Below are 17,176 nucleotides of genomic sequence, written 5' to 3'. Positions count from 1 at the left end.
CAGGCCCCGGCCCGGTGTCCACGGACCGGCGCCCGTCAAGCCCGCCCTGCCCCGGCGGCTAGGCTGCACCCCGTGAAGGTCCTCGTCATCGGCGGCGGCGCCCGCGAACACGCCCTGTGCCGCTCTCTCTCCCTCGACCCCGACGTCACCGCTCTGTACTGCGCCCCCGGCAACGCCGGCATCGCAGAGGTGGCCGAACTGCACCCGGTCGACGCACTCGACGGCGCTGCCGTCGCGCGCCTCGCCACTGAACTGGGCGCCGAGCTGGTGGTCGTCGGCCCGGAGGCACCGCTTGTCGCCGGGGTCGCCGACGCCGTGCGCGCCGCGGGCATCCCCTGCTTCGGCCCGTCCGGCGAGGCGGCCCGGCTGGAGGGCTCCAAGGCGTTCGCCAAGGACGTGATGGCCGGGGCAGGCGTTCCGACCGCCCGTAGCTACGTCTGCACCACCGCCGCCGAGATCGACACGGCCCTCGACGCGTTCGGTGCTCCGTACGTCGTCAAGGACGACGGTCTCGCCGCCGGCAAGGGCGTCGTCGTCACCGATGACGTCGAGGCGGCCCGCGCCCACGCGCTGGCCTGCGACCGCGTGGTCATCGAGGAGTTCCTCGACGGCCCCGAGGTGAGCCTCTTCGCCATCACCGACGGCACCACCGTGCTGCCTCTCCAGCCCGCCCAGGACTTCAAGCGCGCCCTCGACAACGACGAGGGCCCGAACACCGGCGGCATGGGCGCGTACTCCCCGCTGCCGTGGGCCGACCCCAAGCTGGTCGACGAGGTCATGCAGTCGGTCCTCCAGCCGACCGTCGACGAGCTCCGCCGCCGCGGTACGCCCTTCTCCGGGCTGCTGTACGCGGGTCTCGCGATCACCTCGCGCGGCGTACGGGTCATCGAGTTCAACGCCCGCTTCGGCGACCCGGAGACCCAGGTGGTCCTGGCCCGGCTGAAGACCCCGCTGGCCGGCGTCCTGCTGGGCTCCGCCAACGGCACCCTGGACGAGCTGCCTTCGCTGAAGTGGCGCGACGACGCGGCGGTCACCGTGGTCATCGCCTCCCACAACTACCCGGACACCCCGCGAACGGGTGACCCGATCGAGGGCCTCGACGAGGTCGCGGCACAGGATGCCCCGCATGCGTACGTCCTGCACGCCGGGACCCGGCGGGACGGTGACACGGTCGTCAGCGCGGGCGGCAGGGTGCTCTCCGTCACCGCGACCGCCAAGGACCTCGCGGGCGCCCGTGAGCGCGCCTACGCGGCGGCGGCCCGGATCCGGCTCGACGGCTCCCAGCTCCGTACGGACATCGCCAAGAAGGCCGCGGAGGCCTGAGCCCTCTCGCCCCCGATCGCGGTCCCGCCCGCGATCGGGGACCTGCCCGCGATCGCGGTCCCGCCTCCGCCGACGCGCCGTTGCCCCATGGACAGCGGCGCGTCAGCAGCTTTGCCCAAAGCCATTCCATCGAGTGACGGCTGAGCCATCCGGATGACGCCCGCCGAAGGCCCAACTAGGGTGCGGCGCAAGCTTTCCGGCACTTGGCCCACCGGCATTGCGATGTCAGTGACGGGTGCCACAGTGGGGGAGTGAGCAACACCGTCGCGAGGGCAGAGGGGGTGACATCCAGCCGTGTCCGGTACCGGTACAGGTGAGGAGTTGGGTGCGCAGGCCGCGCGCGCCCGGGCGCTCGCCCTGCTGCGCATCCGCAGCAGGGCGACGGCGGTGGCGCTGCTGCCCGCGGCCGTCGCCGTCGTGCTGTTCGCCGCAGGCGCACAGGGATTCGTCGTCGGCGGTGGCTGGGACGCGGTGAGCTGGGCCGTGACGGCCTGCGCCGTCGTCGTTCTGCTGGTCGCGGCAGCCGTCGCGGTCGCGGTGGTACGGGCGAGGCCGGCGGTCAGCCCGACCGTTCCCCTCACCGAGAAGGCGGCCCCGGACCTCTACCGGCTGGTCCGTGATCTCGCCGATCGCCTCGACGTGCCGGCGCCCTCGGCCATAGCGCTGACGCCCGACTGCGACAGCTGGCTGGAGGACCGCACCCACCCGGCCGCCGACCGTGCGGCCAAGGAGGCCGCCCGTCGGGACCAGGACGGTCCGGGGGCCGGTCCAGGACGCCGCAGGGTGCTGGCCGCGCCCGTGCTGGTGATCGGGTCGCCGTTCCTCTGGTGGATGCGCGTCGCGGAGCTGCGGGCCGTGCTCGCCCCGGTCGTCGCGGGCACGGGCTCCGCCGCCCACCCCGACATAGCCGCGGCCCGGCGCTTCGTCCGGGGACTGGACGGGGCCGTCGCCGACGCGGCCGCACCCGCCCAGGGCCCCGTGCGCAAGGTTCTGCGGCTGCCGCACGCCGTCATCGGCCGGATCGCCCGACTGCTGCTGCGCAGCTGCCACAGCCATGCCGCGGAGATGGAGCGCGGCGTCGCCGCCGCGGCGTCCACCCGCGCCCAGGCGGTGGACTACGGGCTGCGGATCGCCGCCCAGGAGCAGGTCGGGCTCGCCTACGCGGGCTGGGACCGGCTGCTCACGCGGGTCGCGCTGCCCGCCTGGCGGATGGGGCGCTGGCCGTCCCGGCTGGACGCCGGTGTCGTCTCCGCCCTCACCGAGCTCTCCCGGCGCGACCGGCTGGCCGACGGGTTCACCTCCCGGCTCGGCGAACGGCCCGCCTGCGACCTCCTGGAGGAGCCGGGAGCGGCCGACGAGGCGGCGTCCCTGCTGGCCGCCCGGCTCTTCCACGGCGGCCCCGCGGAGACGGGGCCCGACTGGTCCCCGGTGGACTGGCAGCAGTATCCGGAGGAAGTCGTCGACCGGAAGTGGCGCACGGAGGCGGCCCGTCTGCACCGCGTCCTGGACGACATGGGCGTACCGCCCGCGTCCTCCGCCGGTGCGCCCGACGTGGGCGGTGCCGCGGTGCCCACACTGGCCCGCGTCGTCGAGCATCTCGTCGCGGGCAACGGCAACGGCAGCGGTGAGGAGCTCGCGGCAGGTATCAGTGCCGCGGTGGCCCGTGACGAGGCCCAGGCGCAGGCGCAGGCCCAGAAGCAGGGACAGAGCCAGGGCCAGGGACAGAACCAGGGACAGAACCCTCAGCCGGGATCCGGTGGAGTCAACGGTTCCGGTGTTCCTGGTGTTTCAGGTGGCTCCGGCGGGGACGTGCTGGACTTCTGGGGGCCCGACCCCCTCCCGCTGTTCCCGCTCCAGCCGCCCCGTACGGGGACCGAGCTGCTCGCCGATCATGTCGCGGCGATGGTCTGCTGCGCCGCCGTCGACACGGCGGGCGCGGCCCCCGGCCTCGACTGGCTCGACGGGCCCGCGCTGCTGATCGACGGCGAACGCCGGTCCGATCTCGGCACCCCGGTTCTCAGCCTCGTCGAGGACGGCGACGCCGGCCCCCTGCGCTCCTGGCTCTCCTCGGTCGGTGTGCGCACCGACAAACCCGTCCGTCTCGTCTGAAACGGTTTCGAGCCGAGCCGTAGCCGAGCCATAGCCGAAGCGTTCCGAGATGTTCCGTGGCGCTCTGCTCCGTTCCCCGGCCGTTCCGAAGCGCAACTGGGGTGATATCGAGGCATATCGCCGGTGCACGGCACCCAATACCCGGAAGCTCAGGCTCCGTTAACGTCAATTCGCGACGAACGGTGACGGAGTGGATGCGTTATGTGATGTGCTGGGGACCGGCGCTGACAGTCAGCGCACCACTGTTGTTCCGGGGGCCTGAGAGAGGGAAGCGCGTTATGGGGGCGGAGCAGATTCGTCGTTGGGAATCAGGTGCCCTCGCGCACGCCGTCACCGACCCCTTCGGGCAGGGGCCGCTCCCCTGGCTGCGCGGCAGCGAGAACTACTTCGACGACACCGGCCAGGTAGTGCCCTGGTACGCCGATCCCACGCTGCCCCGCGGCTCCACCGGCGGCGGCACCCGTACCGCCGACGACGTGCACCGACAGATCAAGGGCTTCACTTCCACCGGCGCCGCGGCCCCCGGTGAGGCGATCGACTTCCACATCACCGTGGACCCGCCCCAGCAGTTCTCCGTGGACATCTACCGCATCGGCCACTACGGGGGCGACGGCGCCGCCAAGATCACCACGAGCCCGCGGCTTTCCGGCATCGTCCAGCCCGCACCCCTGGCCGCCGACCGCACGGTCTCCTGCCACCACTGGTGGCAGTCCTGGCGGCTCCAGATCCCCACCTACTGGTCGATCGGCGCCTACGTCGCCGTGCTCACGACGGTCGACGGATACCGCTCCCACATCCCGTTCACGGTCCGCGACGACCATCCGGCCGATCTGCTGCTGATCCTCCCGGACATCACCTGGCAGGCGTACAACCTCTATCCGGAGGACGGCCGCACCGGCGCCAGCCTCTACCACGCCTGGGACGAACAGGGCCGGCTGCTGGGCGAGGAGGACGCGGCGGTCACCGTCTCCTTCGACCGCCCCTACGCGGGCGCGGGCCTCCCGCTGCACGTCGGTCATGCCTACGACTTCATCCGCTGGGCCGAGCGCTACGGCTACGACATCGCCTACGCCGACACCCGCGACCTGCACGCGGGTCGCATCGACCCGACCCGTTACCGGGGCCTGGTCTTCCCCGGCCACGACGAGTACTGGTCGGCCCCCATGCGCCGCACCACCGAGCGCGCCCGCGACAACGGCACCTCCCTGGTCTTCCTCTCCGCCAACACCATGTACTGGCAGGTCAGCCTCGCACCGTCGGCGTCCGGCGTCCCCGACCGGCTGCTCACCTGCCGCAAGCGGCACGGTCCGGGAAAGCCCGCTCTCTGGCGCGAGGTCGACCGCGCCGAGCAGCAGCTCCTCGGCATCCAGTACGCGGGCCGGGTCCCCGACCCCCACCCCCTGGTCGTGCGGAACGCGGAGCACTGGCTCTGGGACGCGACCGGTGCCGGTGAGGGCGACGAGATCGACGGCCTGGTCGCGGGCGAGGCCGACCGCTACTTCCCGCGCACCACGCTTCCCGAGCACGACAACCGCATCCTGCTCGCACACTCCCCGTACCAGGACGGCGAAGGCGTGACGCGCCACCAGGAGACGTCCCTGTACCGGGCCCCGTCCGGGGCGCTCGTCTTCGCCTCCGGCACCTTCGCCTGGTCCCCGGCCCTGGACCGCCCCGGCCATGTGGACCCCCGTATCCAGCGGGCCACCGCCAACCTGCTCGACCGCATCTGCAAGCGCGCCTGAGGGCCACCGTGCGCCCCCTCGCCCCCGCCGCACCCCTGCGCAGCCGTCCGCACCCGGATACGGGACAATCGGAACGACTCCTGGATCAACCTACGCGGAGGCAGCGTGTCCGGATTTGTAGAAAAGCCCGAGCCCGTGCAGGTACCGGGTCTCACCCACCTGCACACGGGCAAGGTGCGCGACCTGTACCGGAACGAGGCCGGTGACCTCGTCATGGTCGCCAGCGACCGGATGTCCGCGTACGACTGGGTCCTGCCCACCGAGATCCCGGACAAGGGCCGCGTCCTGACCCGGCTCTCGCTGTGGTGGTTCGATCAGCTCGCCGATCTCGTACCGAACCACGTCCTGTCCACCGAGCTGCCCGCCGGCGCACCGGACGACTGGGCCGGCCGCACGACGATCTGCAGGTCGCTGCGGATGGTCCCGGTCGAGTGCGTCGCCCGCGGCTATCTGACCGGCTCCGGACTGGTCGAGTACAACGCCTCGCGCACCGTCTGCGGTCTCGCCCTTCCCGAGGGCCTCACCGACGGCTCCGAGCTCCCGGCGCCGATCTTCACCCCGGCCACCAAGGCGGCCGTCGGCGACCACGACGAGAACGTGAGCTACGAGGAAGTCGCCCGCCAGGTCGGCGCCGAGACCGCCGCACAGCTGCGCCGGACGACGCTGGACGTGTACGGCCGGGCCCGTGACATCGCGCGCGAGCGCGGGATCATCCTTGCGGACACGAAGTTCGAGTTCGGCTTCGCGCCCACCGCCGACGGCGGCGAGGAACTGATCATCGCGGACGAGGTGCTGACCCCGGACTCCTCGCGCTTCTGGCCCGCCGCCACCTGGGAGCCGGGCCACGCCCAGCCGTCGTACGACAAGCAGTTCGTGCGCGACTGGCTGACCTCGCCGGCCTCCGGCTGGGACCGCAAGAGCGAGCAGCCGCCGCCGGCGCTGCCGCAGGAGATCGTGGACGCGACCCGGGCCAAGTACCTGGAGGCGTACGAACTCCTCACCGGCACGCCCTGGCAGTAGCCGCCCCGCAGCACACGAAGAAGCCCCCGGCCGAAAGGCCGGGGGCTTCTTGCTGAACGGAGCGGACGACCAGGTTCGAACTGGCGACCTCAACCTTGGCAAGGTTGCGCTCTACCAACTGAGCTACGTCCGCAAACGCCGAAGCGCGAGGACTACTATACCCAACCCCGCTCCCGCGCGAGACGCACCGCGGCGTGACGGTTCTCGGCCCCGAGCTTCGAGGCCGCCGACGAGAGGTAGTTCCGTACCGTTCCCTGCGTCAGTGAGGCCCGCTCCGCGATCTCCGCGACCGGCGCCCCGTCCGCGGCCAGTTCCAGCACCTCGGCCTCGCGCACGGTCAGCGGCGAGTCCCCGGCCGCGATCGCGTCGGCTGCCAACTCCGGGTCCACATAGCGGTTCCCGGCGTGCACCGTACGGATGATCCCGGCCAGCTGACGGGCGCTGACGGTCTTCGGCACGAACGCCCGCACACCCGCCGCGAGAGCCCGCTTCAGGTGGCCCGGCCGGCCGTGACTGGTCACGATCATGGTGCGGCAGCCCGGGAGTTCGGACCGCAGTGATGTGGCGACGCTCACACCGTCCGCCCCCGGCATCTCCAGGTCCAGGACCGCCACATCGGGGCGGTGCGCACGGGCCATGGCCAGCGCCTCGGGCCCGGTCGCCGCCTCGGCGACCACCACCAGGTCGTCCTCCAGCGCGAGCAGCGCGGCGAGCGCGCCCCGGATCAGGTGCTCGTCGTCGGCGAGCAGCACCCGCACCGCAGTCATCGTCGCTCCTCCACAAGGGCCACAGGGTCTTCCGTACGCGATACATCACCGGAAGCCGTACGTGACGCGGCGCCGGGCTTCCGGCCCGGGTCCGGGCGGGGCAGCGGGATTCTCGCGGTCAGCCGGAAGAGTCCGTCGCCCGCCGTTCCCGCGTCCAGCGAGCCGTCGAGGGCGCCGAGCCGTTCGCGCAGTCCGGCCAGCCCTGAACCGCTCCCGTCGGAACCCTGCTCCCCGGTAGCGGCCGTCGTCGACGCGCCGTCGTTCTCGACGCCCAGCACCACCTCGTCCGCAGAGGCGGCGAGCCGGATCGTGCAGTGTCGGGGGTCGCCGTGCCGCAGCACGTTGGTGGCCGCCTCACGCACCACCCAGCCGAGCGCGGCCTGGACGGGCGCGGCCAGTTCGGCGCCGCTGTCGCCCACCACCGCGCACTCGATCCCGGCCGCCCGCAACACGCCTGTCGCCCCGGCCAGTTCCGTACTCAGATCGGCTTCCCGGTAGCCCCGTACGACATCGCGCACCTCCTGCTGGGAGGCGCGGGCGATCCGCTGCACCTCGACCATCTGGTCCACCGCCTGGGGTCTGCCGCGCTGGGCCAGCTCCACCGCCAGCTCGCTCTTGAGCGCGATCACGGCGAGATTGCGGCCCAGCACGTCGTGCATGTCCCGCCCGAACCGCAGCCGCTCCTCGGCGACCGCGAGCCGGGCCTGCACGTCCCGGGCCTCCTCCGCCTGCCACATCACGCTCAGGCTCCAGGTGCTCGGCCGTACGGAGACCAGGACCAGCACACAGCCGAAGAGCGTGGCAGGCACCACCCCGGCCAGGATCCCGCCCCGCACTCCGGCCGCTGCGAGGACGCCGGTGGTCAACGCGACGAGGGCGAGCGACTGGACCAGGAACGTGCGGACCGGGACCAGCAGGACCTGCGTCATCACCAGCGCCATCGGTGCGTTCATGGCCATCAGCAGCAGCCCCGCTCCGCCGACCCCGTCCACAGCGGCCAGCGCCGCCAGCAGTCCCAGCCCCACCAGCAGCAGGGCCAGCGGCGCGGCCATCCGCCGCCGTGGGAACACGGAGGTGCCGAGGTAGTGGGCGTACGACGGCCGCACATTGCGGTTGCTCAGCCCGCACTGCGCCAGGCATACGACGAGCAGCGCCAGGCCCAGCGCCAGCGGGAGCGACGCATGGCGGATGTCCTTCTTCAGCGGAACCAGCTGCCAGGACAGGGTGAAGAGCCAGGGGATCACCAACACGGTCAGCCGCGAGTACAGGTCGATCCGTTCCAGTTTGCTGCGTTCCTGCCAGCCGCGGCGCCAGCCACGTACGCGCGTCAACACGGCACCACACCCCTCAGCGTCGCGGATCCCAGCGGAACCACCGCTTGACAGCAAACACCGCGAGCACGGTCCAGACCAACCCGGTCAGCGCGGCCCCCAGCAGTTCGGTGCCCTCGGCGCCGCCGAGCCAGCCGGCCCGTACGAGTGTCATCACTCCGGTCAGCGGCAGCAGCTCACACACCGACGCGAGCCGGTCCGGAAGGATCTCCAGCGGTACGAAGAGCCCCGAGCCCATCATGGAGGCGAAGAACAGCGGGAGGGTCGTGAGCTGAGCCGTCTGCACGGTGCGGGTGATCACGGAGGTGGCCGCCGCCAGCGCCGTCAGCAGCACCACGCCCGTCACCAGCCCCAGCAGGAGCAGCTCGGGGTGTTCAGGTGCGCCGAGGCCGAAGAAGGCGGTACCGGCCACGACGATCACCGCGGTCTGCGCCAGGGCCAGTGCGGCCGCGGGCAGCGCGGTTCCGGTCAGGATCTCCCCGTCGGTGACCTCGCCGGTACGCAGCCGCTTGAGGACCAGCTCCTCGCGCCGCGCCACGTAGGCGGCGACCATGTTCATGTAGACGGCCTGGATCAGCACCGTTCCGATACCGCCGGTGAGGGCCGCGCCGGCGACGGTCAGCCCGGTCCCGCCGAGATCCATCTGCTCGAACGTCGATCTCATGGCCGTGACCATGGCGGCGGGCATCAGCAGCGCGACGAAGAGGGCCGTCCTGTTGCGGGCGAGCAGCGTCAGCTCGGCCCGTCCGAGAGCGGTCAGCCGGCCGCGGACCGTCGTGGCCGGGGCTCCGGCCGTCGCGGTGTTCGGGCGCGTTGTCGCGGTCGTCATGCCACAGCCACCTTTTCGTTCTCGTTCTCGGTTCCGGTCCTGCCCTCGGTCTTCGCCGAGGACCTCGCGATGTCGAGGAACGCCTCTTCGAGTGAGGCCGACCGGGCATCGAGCCCGATCAGCTGGACGCCCGACTCCGTTGCCCAGCGCAGGAGTTCGGCCAGTGACTCCTGGAGGCGGTGGGTGCGGATCTCGATCCGCGGGCCGTCGGCCCCGGCGTGCAGACTCAGCGGCAGCCGCCCTGCCGCGGTTCCGGCGGGGAGCTCGAACCGAATCCGGGACGGGCGCGCGGCCGTCACCTCCGCGGTGGTGCCCGAGGTCACGATCCGTCCCCGGTGCATGATCGCCAGCCGGTCGGCGAGCGTCTCGGCCTCCTCCAGGTAGTGCGTGGTGAGCAGCACGGTGATGCCGCCCTCCTGGAGCCGGCGCACCAGCGCCCAGGTGTCGCGCCGCCCCTCGGCGTCGAGGCCGGTGGTCGGTTCGTCGAGGAAGAGCACCTCGGGCCGGCCGAGGAGGGCCAGCGCCAGATCCAGTCGCCGCCGCTCACCGCCGGAGAGCTGCTTGACCCGGACGCGCGCCCGGTGGCCGAGCCCCACCAGGTCCAGGGCCTCGCCGGTGGGCCGGGCCCCGCTGGTGCATCCCGCCCACATCCGTACGGTCTCGGTGGTCGTCAGGTCGGAGGGGAAGCCGCCCTCCTGGAGCATCACCCCGATCCGCGGGCGGACCGCGGCGCGTTCCTCGAAGGGGTCGTGGCCGAGCACCCGTACCGTGCCGCCGTCGGGGCGGGCCAGTCCTTCGAGCAGTTCGACGGTGGAGGTCTTGCCGGCGCCGTTCGTGCCGAGCAGGGCGAACAGCTCGCCGCGTGCCACGGAGAAGGTGACGCCGGTCACAGCCTCGAAGCCGCCCGCATAACTGCGTCGGACACCGTCCGCCTCGATCACGCACTCATGGGGAAATTCGTCGGGGGTCATGACTCAAGGCTTCCGCCCGGACGGCGCCGGGAGCAGTGCGAGCTGTCATCGCAGTGCATGACAAACGTCATGGGGGTGCGGAGATGACCGAGATCGAATACGAAGAAGCCCCCGGCCAATGACCGGGGGCTTCTTGCTGAACGGAGCGGACGACCAGGTTCGAACTGGCGACCTCAACCTTGGCAAGGTTGCGCTCTACCAACTGAGCTACGTCCGCATTGCAGCCACTCGGCTTTCACCGGTGGAGCGAGCACTACTCTACCCGATCCACCGGAGTGGTTGAGGAAGAGTGATGCAGAGCGGGTGACAGGAATTGCACACTGCGCCTTCCCCCTGGAAGGGGGATGTTCTACTACTGAACTACACCCGCACGCTGCTTGAGGTCCGGCTTTTCGGCCTTGCCCTTCGGCGTGCTCCAGACTCTAGCCGACCTGCAGGGGTATCGCGCAAGTCGGCTCCCGCGAGGTGTCGTCGGGGAGGCCGGTGCCGGGCGGTCCGGCGCCCCCGCCCGGCACCGGCCGTCCGGCGTTTCCGCTCAACTGGCTTCTTGGAACGCCTCGTAGACCTTCTTGGGAATCCGGCCGCGGGCCGGCACCTCCATCCGGTGCGAGCGGGCCCAGGCGCGCACTGCCGCCGGGTCGGGCGCGAGTGAGGTGTGCCGGTAGGAGACGGGAGTCTTGCCATGCTTGCTGGCATTTGTCTGCTTTCGGCCGGCCGCCATGTACGGGGCCAGGGCCTTGCGCAGTTTCTTTGCATTGGACGGATTGAGGTCGATCTCGTACGACTTCCCGTCCAGCGCGAAGGTGACCGTTTCCGCTGCCGCTCCCCCGTCGATGTCGTCGGAGAGTGTGACCACTACGCGCTGAGCCACGGATATCGGTCCTTTCCTGCGGCACCTGCGCGTCTGACATGCGCGGATGCCGGCCTTCCGGCTGTGAGCGCGGATGAGGGCCGACTGGTGCCGGCCGTTCCGGGGCAATGTCGCTTTCCCCGGTAATCATTTGTACAGCGATGTGCACCGCATTGTGAAGCCCACCCAATTACGTGCGCGTGTCAGCCTGCTATGTGTGCTGCTGGTAGGGATTTTTTCACAGGATTTTTCGCATCCGTTGCCACATCCCGTTGCGGCATCCGTTCCGTTCTCGCATCCGTTCCCGTGCGTGTTCCCGGTTCCGTTGCCGCTTCCGTGGTTTGCATCAACTGCATCAGTTGTCGCGGCCGATATCCCGGCGTGATCTGGGCCACCTGATATCTACCCGCGTAGATTTTCTGGACAGGTACGCTGAGGGGACCCGCGGGGGTCCTGGGGAACCCCCCGGAGAAACAGCCGCACCACACCACCACACCGGGAGTGCCAGTGGCACGCGTCGTAGTCGACGTCATGCTCAAGCCCGAGATCCTCGACCCGCAGGGACAGGCTGTGCAGCGTGCGCTGCCCCGTCTCGGCTTCGAGGGAATCGCGGACGTACGTCAGGGAAAGCGTTTCGAGCTGGAGATCGAGGGGCCGGTCGACGAGGCCGCCCTCACCCGTATTCACGAGATGGCCGAGACGTTCCTCGCCAACACCGTCATCGAGGACTTCACCGTGAAGGTGGAGAAGGCCGAGGAGTCGAAGTGACTGCTCGTATCGGAGTCGTCACCTTTCCGGGCACCCTCGACGACCAGGACAGCCTGCGGGCCGTACGCGTGGCGGGCGCCGAGCCCGTTTCGCTGTGGCACCGCGACAAGGATCTGCACCAGGTCGACGCGGTCATCCTGGCGGGCGGTTTCTCCTACGGCGACTATCTGCGGGCCGGAGCCATCTCCCGCTTCTCGCCGGTCATGGAGACCGTGATCGAGCAGGCGAAGGCGGGCATGCCGGTCCTCGGCATCTGCAACGGCTTCCAGATCCTGACCGAGGCACATCTGCTGCCCGGGGCGATGCTGCGCAACAACCACCTGCACTTCATCTGCCGCGACCAGAAGCTGCGCGTCGAGAACGCGGGCACCGCCTGGACCTCGGACTACTCCGAGGGCCAGGAGATCTCCGTTCCCCTCAAGAACATGGACGGCCGCTACACCGCCGACGAGCACACGCTCGACGAGCTGGAGGCCGAGGGCCGCGTCGCGTTCCGCTACGTGGACGTCAACCCCAACGGCTCGCTGCGCGACATCGCCGGCATCTCCAACGCCGCGGGCAACGTCGTCGGTCTGATGCCGCACCCCGAGCACGCCGTCGAGCCGCTGATCGGCACCGGTCGTACCGACGGTCTCGGCTTCTTCACCTCGATCATCAAGAAGCTGGTCAACGCATGAGCCTGGACACGGTCAAGCACGCGGCCGAAACCCCGGACACCGAGCAGCCCTGGAAGGAACTCGGCCTCAAGGAGGACGAGTACGCCAAGGTCCGCGAGATCCTGGGCCGCCGTCCCACCGGCGCCGAGCTCGCCATGTACTCCGTGATGTGGTCCGAGCACTGCTCCTACAAGAGCAGCAAGGTCCACCTCAAGCAGTTCGGCGAGAAGGTCCCCGACAACGACGCGATGCTCGTCGGCATCGGCGAGAACGCCGGTGTGGTCGACGTCGGCCAGGGTTACGCGGTCACCTTCAAGGTCGAGTCGCACAACCACCCCTCGTACATCGAGCCCTACCAGGGCGCGGCCACCGGCGTCGGCGGCATCGTCCGCGACATCCTCGCGATGGGCGCGCGGCCGGTCGCGGTCGTCGACCCGCTGCGTTTCGGCGCGGCCGACCACCCCGACACCAAGCGCGTCCTGCCGGGCGTCGTCGCGGGCATCGGCGGTTACGGCAACTGCCTGGGCCTGCCGAACATCGGCGGCGAGGTCGTCTTCGACGCCTGCTACCAGGGCAACCCGCTCGTCAACGCCGGCTGCATCGGTGTGATGAAGCACGAGGACATCCACCTGGCACAGGCCTCCGGCCCCGGCAACAAGGTGATCCTGTACGGCGCCCGCACCGGCGGCGACGGCATCGGCGGCGTCTCCGTGCTGGCCTCGGAGACCTTCGAGTCGACCGGTCCGGCCAAGCGCCCGGCCGTCCAGGTCGGCGACCCGTTCCAGGAGAAGCTCCTCATCGAGTGCACCCTGGAGATCTTCAAGGAGAAGCTCGTCGCGGGTATCCAGGACCTCGGCGGCGCCGGGCTCTCCTGTGCCACCTCCGAGCTGGCCTCGGCCGGTTCGGGCGGTATGCGCGTCGAGCTGGACACCGTGCCGCTGCGCGACTCCTCCCTCTCGCCCGAGGAAATCCTCATGAGCGAGTCGCAGGAGCGCATGTGCGCGATCGTCGAGCCGCAGCACGTGGACCGCTTCCTGGAGATCTGCGAGAAGTGGGACGTCATCGCCACCGTCATCGGTGAGGTGACCGAGGGCTCGCAGCTGGAGATCTTCTGGCACGGCGAGCAGATCGTGGACGTGCCGCCGCGGTCCGTCGCCCACGAGGGCCCGACCTACCACCGCCCGTTCGCCCGCCCGTCCTGGCAGGACGCGCTCCAGGCCGACGACGCCGGCAAGCTGGCCCGTCCGGCCAACGGCGCCGAGCTGCGCGAGCAGGTCCTGCGCCTGGTCTCGTCCCCGAACCAGGCCTCCAAGTCCTGGATCACGGACCAGTACGACCGCTTCGTGCAGGGCAACACCGTGCTCGCGATGCCCGAGGACGCCGGCATGGTCCGCATCGACGAGGAGTCCAACCTCGGCGTGGCCATGGCGACCGACGGCAACGGCCGGTACGCGAAGCTCGACCCGTACACCGGCGCGCAGCTCGCGCTGGCGGAGTCGTACCGCAACGTCGCCGCCTCCGGCGCCAAGCCGCTCGCGATTTCGGACTGCCTGAACTTCGGTTCGCCCGAGGACCCGGACGTCATGTGGCAGTTCGCCGAGGCCACCCGTGGTCTGGCGGACGGCTGCCTGGAGCTGGGCACCCCGGTCACCGGCGGCAATGTGTCGCTGTACAACCAGACCGGTGAGACGGCGATCCACCCGACGCCGGTCGTGGCCGTGCTCGGCGTGATCGACGACGTCACCCGGCGCACGCCGGTCGCCTTCAAGGAAGAGGGCCAGCTCCTCTACCTGCTCGGCGACACGCACGAGGAGTTCGGCGGCTCGGCCTGGTCCGAGGTCGTCCACAGCCACCTCGGCGGTATGCCGCCCAAGGTCGACCTGGGCCGCGAGAAGCTGCTCGGCGAGATCCTGATCTCGGCCTCCCGCGACGGCATGATCGACGCGGCGCACGACCTGTCCGACGGCGGTCTGATCCAGGCGGTCACCGAGTCCTGCCTGCGCGGCGGCAAGGGTGCCCGGCTGGTCGTGCCGGACGGACTGGACGTGTTCACCTTCCTGTTCTCCGAGTCGGCGGGACGCGCGATCGTCTCGATCCCGCGCAGCGAGGAGCTCCGCTTCAACGACATGTGCGGGGCGCGGGGTCTGCCCGTGGCCCGTATCGGTGTCGTGGACGGCGAGGAGATCGAGATCCAGGGCGAGTTCAGCATCCCGCTGAGCGAGCTGCGTACGGCGCACGAGGGGACGATCCCCGCACTGCTCGCGTAGTTCTGCCTGCGCACGGTCACGGAGGCCCCCACCCGGTCCGACTGGGTGGGGGCCTCTCTGTCTGCCGTGGTCGATTCCGGGCGCTCTTCCGCCGGTCGATTCCCGTGCGCCGACTCCGGTGCGGCGCTTTCGCGTCCCATGTGTCGGCTTCGCGCACCCCCTTGCACTGGATTACGTAATTACGTAATCTGAATGAATGGAACTGGAGGAACGTGTCTCGGAGCTGGAGCGGCGGCTTGAGGCGCTCGTGGGTGACCACCCGGATGCCCCGCGCCCGACGGGGGCCGACTTCTGGGCCCTGGAGGGGCTGAAGCAACAGCTCTCCGGGGCCGGGGTCGCCGATGGCGGTGTGCTGTACACGGGCGCGGTGCGGCTGCCGACGGGCGAGCGGTACGAGTGGCAGTACGGCGCGCTCACGGAACAGCTGCTGGAGGGCGGAGAGGCGGGAGATCCCGGGGAGCCGGGCGCCGACTGGTCGGATGCCGCCGAGTCGTTCGCCGCGCTCGGGCATCCGGTGCGGCTGCGGTTGCTGCGGGAGATCCTCGGCGGCCGGCGCACGGCCGCGGAGCTCGCCGCGCTCGACGAGACCGGCACGACGGGGCAGATCTACCACCACCTGCGTCAACTGACCGGTGCGGGCTGGCTGCACACGACGGGGCGGGGGCGGTACGAGGTCCCCGGCGTCCGGGTGGTGCCGCTGCTGGTGGTCCTCACGGCGGCCAGATCCTGAGGGGCGCGTACGAAGGAAGACAGGCAGTCCGGGGAACGCGTACGACGAAACAGACACGCCAGGGGGAAGTCATGTCCGTCCGTAAAGCTGTCATGGTGCTGTACCGGGTCTGCTGGATCGCCTTCTTCGTGATGGTGCTCATCAGCCTCTTTCCCCGGCCGCCGTTCCCGTACTGGCTGACCTGGGTTCCGGCGGCCGCCGCGGTCGCCCTCGCTCTGACGACGGGCCGCAGGGGCCGGGCAGCGGCGGCGGACCCGCGGCCCGCGGTGGAGGTCGAGCCACCGGTGACGGGGCGCTGGACGGCTCTGAACAGCCCGGCGGACAAGGTGCCCAGCCACGGGGTGCACGCCTACGGGCAGACGTACGCGATCGACATCGTGGCGGAGCCCGGGGCCGAGTCGGAGGCCGAGCCGAAGGCCGGGTCCGAGGGCGAGCCTGTGCCGGTCCGTCCGAAGTTCCGCAGCCTGTGGCCCGTCGCCCGGCGCAACCACCACTTCCCGGCCTTCGGGGCTCCGCTCCTCGCGGTGGCCGACGGCACGGTGGTGCACGCCTCGCACGGCAGTCGCGACCACCTCAGCCGCAACTCCATCCCCGCGCTCGTCTACTTGATGCTGATCGAGGCTTCCGTGCGGGACGTGCGCGGTGCGGGCGCCATCGTCGGGAACCACATCGTGCTGGACCTGGGTGACGGCATGTATGCCATGTACGCCCATCTGCGGCACGGCTCGCTCCGGGTGCGCGAGGGGGAGAAGGTCCGGGCCGGGCAGCCTCTCGCCGAGTGCGGAAACTCCGGGAATTCCACCGAACCGCATGTGCATTTCCAGCTGATGGACGATCCGGACCTGGATGTGGCAGTCGGAATTCCGTTCACCTGGCGGGGGATAGGCGTTCCGGCGAACGGCGAGGCATTCACGGCCGGCGCAACCGCACACGGAAGTCCGGCCGGGGAGCCGGGAGGGGCTCAGACCTCCTGAGTCCGGACGGCCCCGGGCAGCCGGGTGGCCAGGAATGCGGCCAGGATCATCACGCCGGTGGCGCAGCAGAACACACGACGAACGCCTTCTGCGACCAGCCGGTGGTGCGGGCGGGGAGCTTCAGCAGGGTGATGGCCGCGACGAGTACCGCGATTCCGACCGGAAGGTTGACGTAGAAGATCCACCGCCACCCGGCGTGGTCGGAGAGGGCTCCGCCGATCCAGGGGCCGAGCGCCATTCCCGCACCGGCGATGACGCCGCCGAGGTTGCCGCCTCTGCTGCCGCCCGCACGGCTGTCCCCGCCTTCGCCCCTGCTCCTGGTGCTGCCCGCACTGTCGTCCTCGCTCCTGGTGCTGCCCGCGCCCTGGCCGTCGCTCCCGCTGCCGGACTCGTACTGCGACCCTCCGAGTTCGCGCAGGACGACCATGGTGACGCTCATCAGGCCCCCGCCACCGATGCCCTGGAGGGCGCGGGCGGCGATCAGTTCGCCCATGGACTGGGCCATTCCGCACACGGCCGAGCCGTCCAGGAAGGTGGCGAGCGCGCCGATGAAGACGTTCTTCGAGCCGAGCGAGTCGCAGAGTTTCCCGTACAGCGGGAGCGCGGCCGTCGCGGCGAGCTGATAGGCGGCGATCAACCAGGCGATCCGGTCGACGCCGTGGACCGGATCGAGTTCACGGACGATCGGCACGGTCGCCGAGGTAACGATGTTCGAGTCGAGCATGGCCAGCAGGATCGTGGTGATGCAGAGGACGAAGCCGATGGTGCGGTTCCGGCTGGTGGATCGCGGGCTGGTGGATCGCTGGGCCTTGATGGCCGTGGACCGGGTTTCGGACATC

General features: G+C 70.7%; 14 protein-coding genes, 3 tRNA genes and 1 pseudogene. 9 read left to right on the top strand and 9 right to left on the bottom strand.

What is annotated here, in order from left to right; all coding sequences use genetic code 11:
* Positions 1-72 precede the first annotated feature (72 nt).
* The 4 genes from purD to OG322_RS17180 all read left to right on the top strand — a co-directional run bounded on the left by purD (position 73) and on the right by OG322_RS17180 (position 6,194).
* Positions 73-1,323: a phosphoribosylamine--glycine ligase gene (gene purD / locus OG322_RS17195; protein ID WP_123460563.1), complete on the top strand. Its 1,251-nt coding sequence runs from the start codon at positions 73-75 to the stop codon at positions 1,321-1,323.
* Positions 1,324-1,617: 294 nt separating this feature from the next.
* On the top strand, positions 1,618-3,432 hold the full coding sequence (locus tag OG322_RS17190) for a hypothetical protein (protein ID WP_329306616.1): 1,815 nt from the start codon (positions 1,618-1,620) through the stop codon (positions 3,430-3,432).
* Between the two features lie 278 nt (positions 3,433-3,710).
* The gene (locus OG322_RS17185) at positions 3,711-5,174 is read left to right on the top strand and encodes a N,N-dimethylformamidase beta subunit family domain-containing protein (RefSeq protein WP_123460565.1); all 1,464 of its coding nucleotides are present in this window, start codon (positions 3,711-3,713) and stop codon (positions 5,172-5,174) included.
* Positions 5,175-5,279: 105 nt separating this feature from the next.
* Positions 5,280-6,194 carry a phosphoribosylaminoimidazolesuccinocarboxamide synthase gene (locus OG322_RS17180; RefSeq protein ID WP_123460566.1) on the top strand — a complete coding sequence of 305 codons (915 nt, stop codon included), beginning with the start codon at positions 5,280-5,282 and terminating at the stop codon, positions 6,192-6,194.
* A 60-nt stretch (positions 6,195-6,254) separates the two neighbouring features.
* On the opposite strand, the gene OG322_RS17175 is transcribed toward OG322_RS17180, so the two are convergent.
* The 8 genes from OG322_RS17175 to OG322_RS17140 all read right to left on the bottom strand — a co-directional run bounded on the left by OG322_RS17175 (position 6,255) and on the right by OG322_RS17140 (position 10,963).
* A tRNA-Gly gene (locus OG322_RS17175) sits at positions 6,255-6,327 on the bottom strand.
* A gap of 22 nt (positions 6,328-6,349) precedes the next feature.
* On the bottom strand, positions 6,350-6,961 hold the full coding sequence (locus OG322_RS17170) for a response regulator transcription factor (protein ID WP_123460567.1): 612 nt from the start codon (positions 6,959-6,961) through the stop codon (positions 6,350-6,352).
* The gene (locus tag OG322_RS17165) at positions 6,958-8,295 is read right to left on the bottom strand and encodes a sensor histidine kinase (protein WP_329306615.1); all 1,338 of its coding nucleotides are present in this window, start codon (positions 8,293-8,295) and stop codon (positions 6,958-6,960) included. The genes OG322_RS17170 and OG322_RS17165 overlap by 4 nt, the downstream gene beginning before the upstream one ends.
* Positions 8,296-8,308: 13 nt before the next feature.
* Positions 8,309-9,121 carry an ABC transporter permease gene (locus tag OG322_RS17160; protein WP_123460569.1) on the bottom strand — a complete coding sequence of 271 codons (813 nt, stop codon included), beginning with the start codon at positions 9,119-9,121 and terminating at the stop codon, positions 8,309-8,311.
* The gene (locus OG322_RS17155) at positions 9,118-10,092 is read right to left on the bottom strand and encodes an ABC transporter ATP-binding protein (protein ID WP_123460570.1); all 975 of its coding nucleotides are present in this window, start codon (positions 10,090-10,092) and stop codon (positions 9,118-9,120) included. Before OG322_RS17155 ends, OG322_RS17160 begins: the two co-directional genes overlap by 4 nt.
* Before the next feature lie 144 nt (positions 10,093-10,236).
* Positions 10,237-10,309, bottom strand: a tRNA-Gly gene (locus OG322_RS17150).
* 81 nt (positions 10,310-10,390) lie between these two features.
* Positions 10,391-10,462: transfer RNA gene (locus OG322_RS17145), tRNA-Gly, on the bottom strand.
* A 165-nt stretch (positions 10,463-10,627) separates the two neighbouring features.
* The gene (locus tag OG322_RS17140) at positions 10,628-10,963 is read right to left on the bottom strand and encodes a histone-like nucleoid-structuring protein Lsr2 (RefSeq protein ID WP_185095337.1); all 336 of its coding nucleotides are present in this window, start codon (positions 10,961-10,963) and stop codon (positions 10,628-10,630) included.
* A 480-nt stretch (positions 10,964-11,443) separates the two neighbouring features.
* Between OG322_RS17140 and purS the strand changes: the two genes are divergently transcribed.
* The 5 genes from purS (at position 11,444) to OG322_RS17115 (ending at position 16,337) form a co-directional block, all read left to right on the top strand.
* Positions 11,444-11,710, top strand: a complete 267-nt coding sequence (gene purS / locus OG322_RS17135; RefSeq protein ID WP_123460572.1) for a phosphoribosylformylglycinamidine synthase subunit PurS — start codon at positions 11,444-11,446, stop codon at positions 11,708-11,710.
* Entirely contained in the window at positions 11,707-12,387 is a 681-nt protein-coding gene (gene purQ / locus OG322_RS17130; protein ID WP_123460573.1) for a phosphoribosylformylglycinamidine synthase subunit PurQ, read from the top strand. Before purS ends, purQ begins: the two co-directional genes overlap by 4 nt.
* A complete protein-coding gene (purL, locus tag OG322_RS17125; RefSeq protein ID WP_266411425.1) occupies positions 12,384-14,633 on the top strand; it encodes a phosphoribosylformylglycinamidine synthase subunit PurL in 2,250 nt (749 codons plus the stop codon). The genes purQ and purL overlap by 4 nt, the downstream gene beginning before the upstream one ends.
* Positions 14,634-14,829: 196 nt before the next feature.
* A complete protein-coding gene (locus OG322_RS17120) occupies positions 14,830-15,363 on the top strand; it encodes an ArsR/SmtB family transcription factor (RefSeq protein WP_123460575.1) in 534 nt (177 codons plus the stop codon).
* Positions 15,364-15,434: 71 nt separating this feature from the next.
* Positions 15,435-16,337: a M23 family metallopeptidase gene (locus tag OG322_RS17115; protein ID WP_123460576.1), complete on the top strand. Its 903-nt coding sequence runs from the start codon at positions 15,435-15,437 to the stop codon at positions 16,335-16,337.
* Between the two features lie 103 nt (positions 16,338-16,440).
* Here the strand turns inward: OG322_RS17115 and OG322_RS17110 are convergent.
* Positions 16,441-17,175: pseudogene (locus OG322_RS17110) on the bottom strand (MFS transporter); the annotation flags it as partial.
* Position 17,176 lies beyond the last annotated feature (1 nt).

The organism is Streptomyces sp. NBC_01260 (genome assembly GCF_036226405.1).
Classification (GTDB): Bacteria; Actinomycetota; Actinomycetes; order Streptomycetales; family Streptomycetaceae; genus Streptomyces; species Streptomyces laculatispora.
Note: the sequence above shows the minus strand (reverse complement) of the source record. Positions and strands in the feature narration are given on the sequence as shown.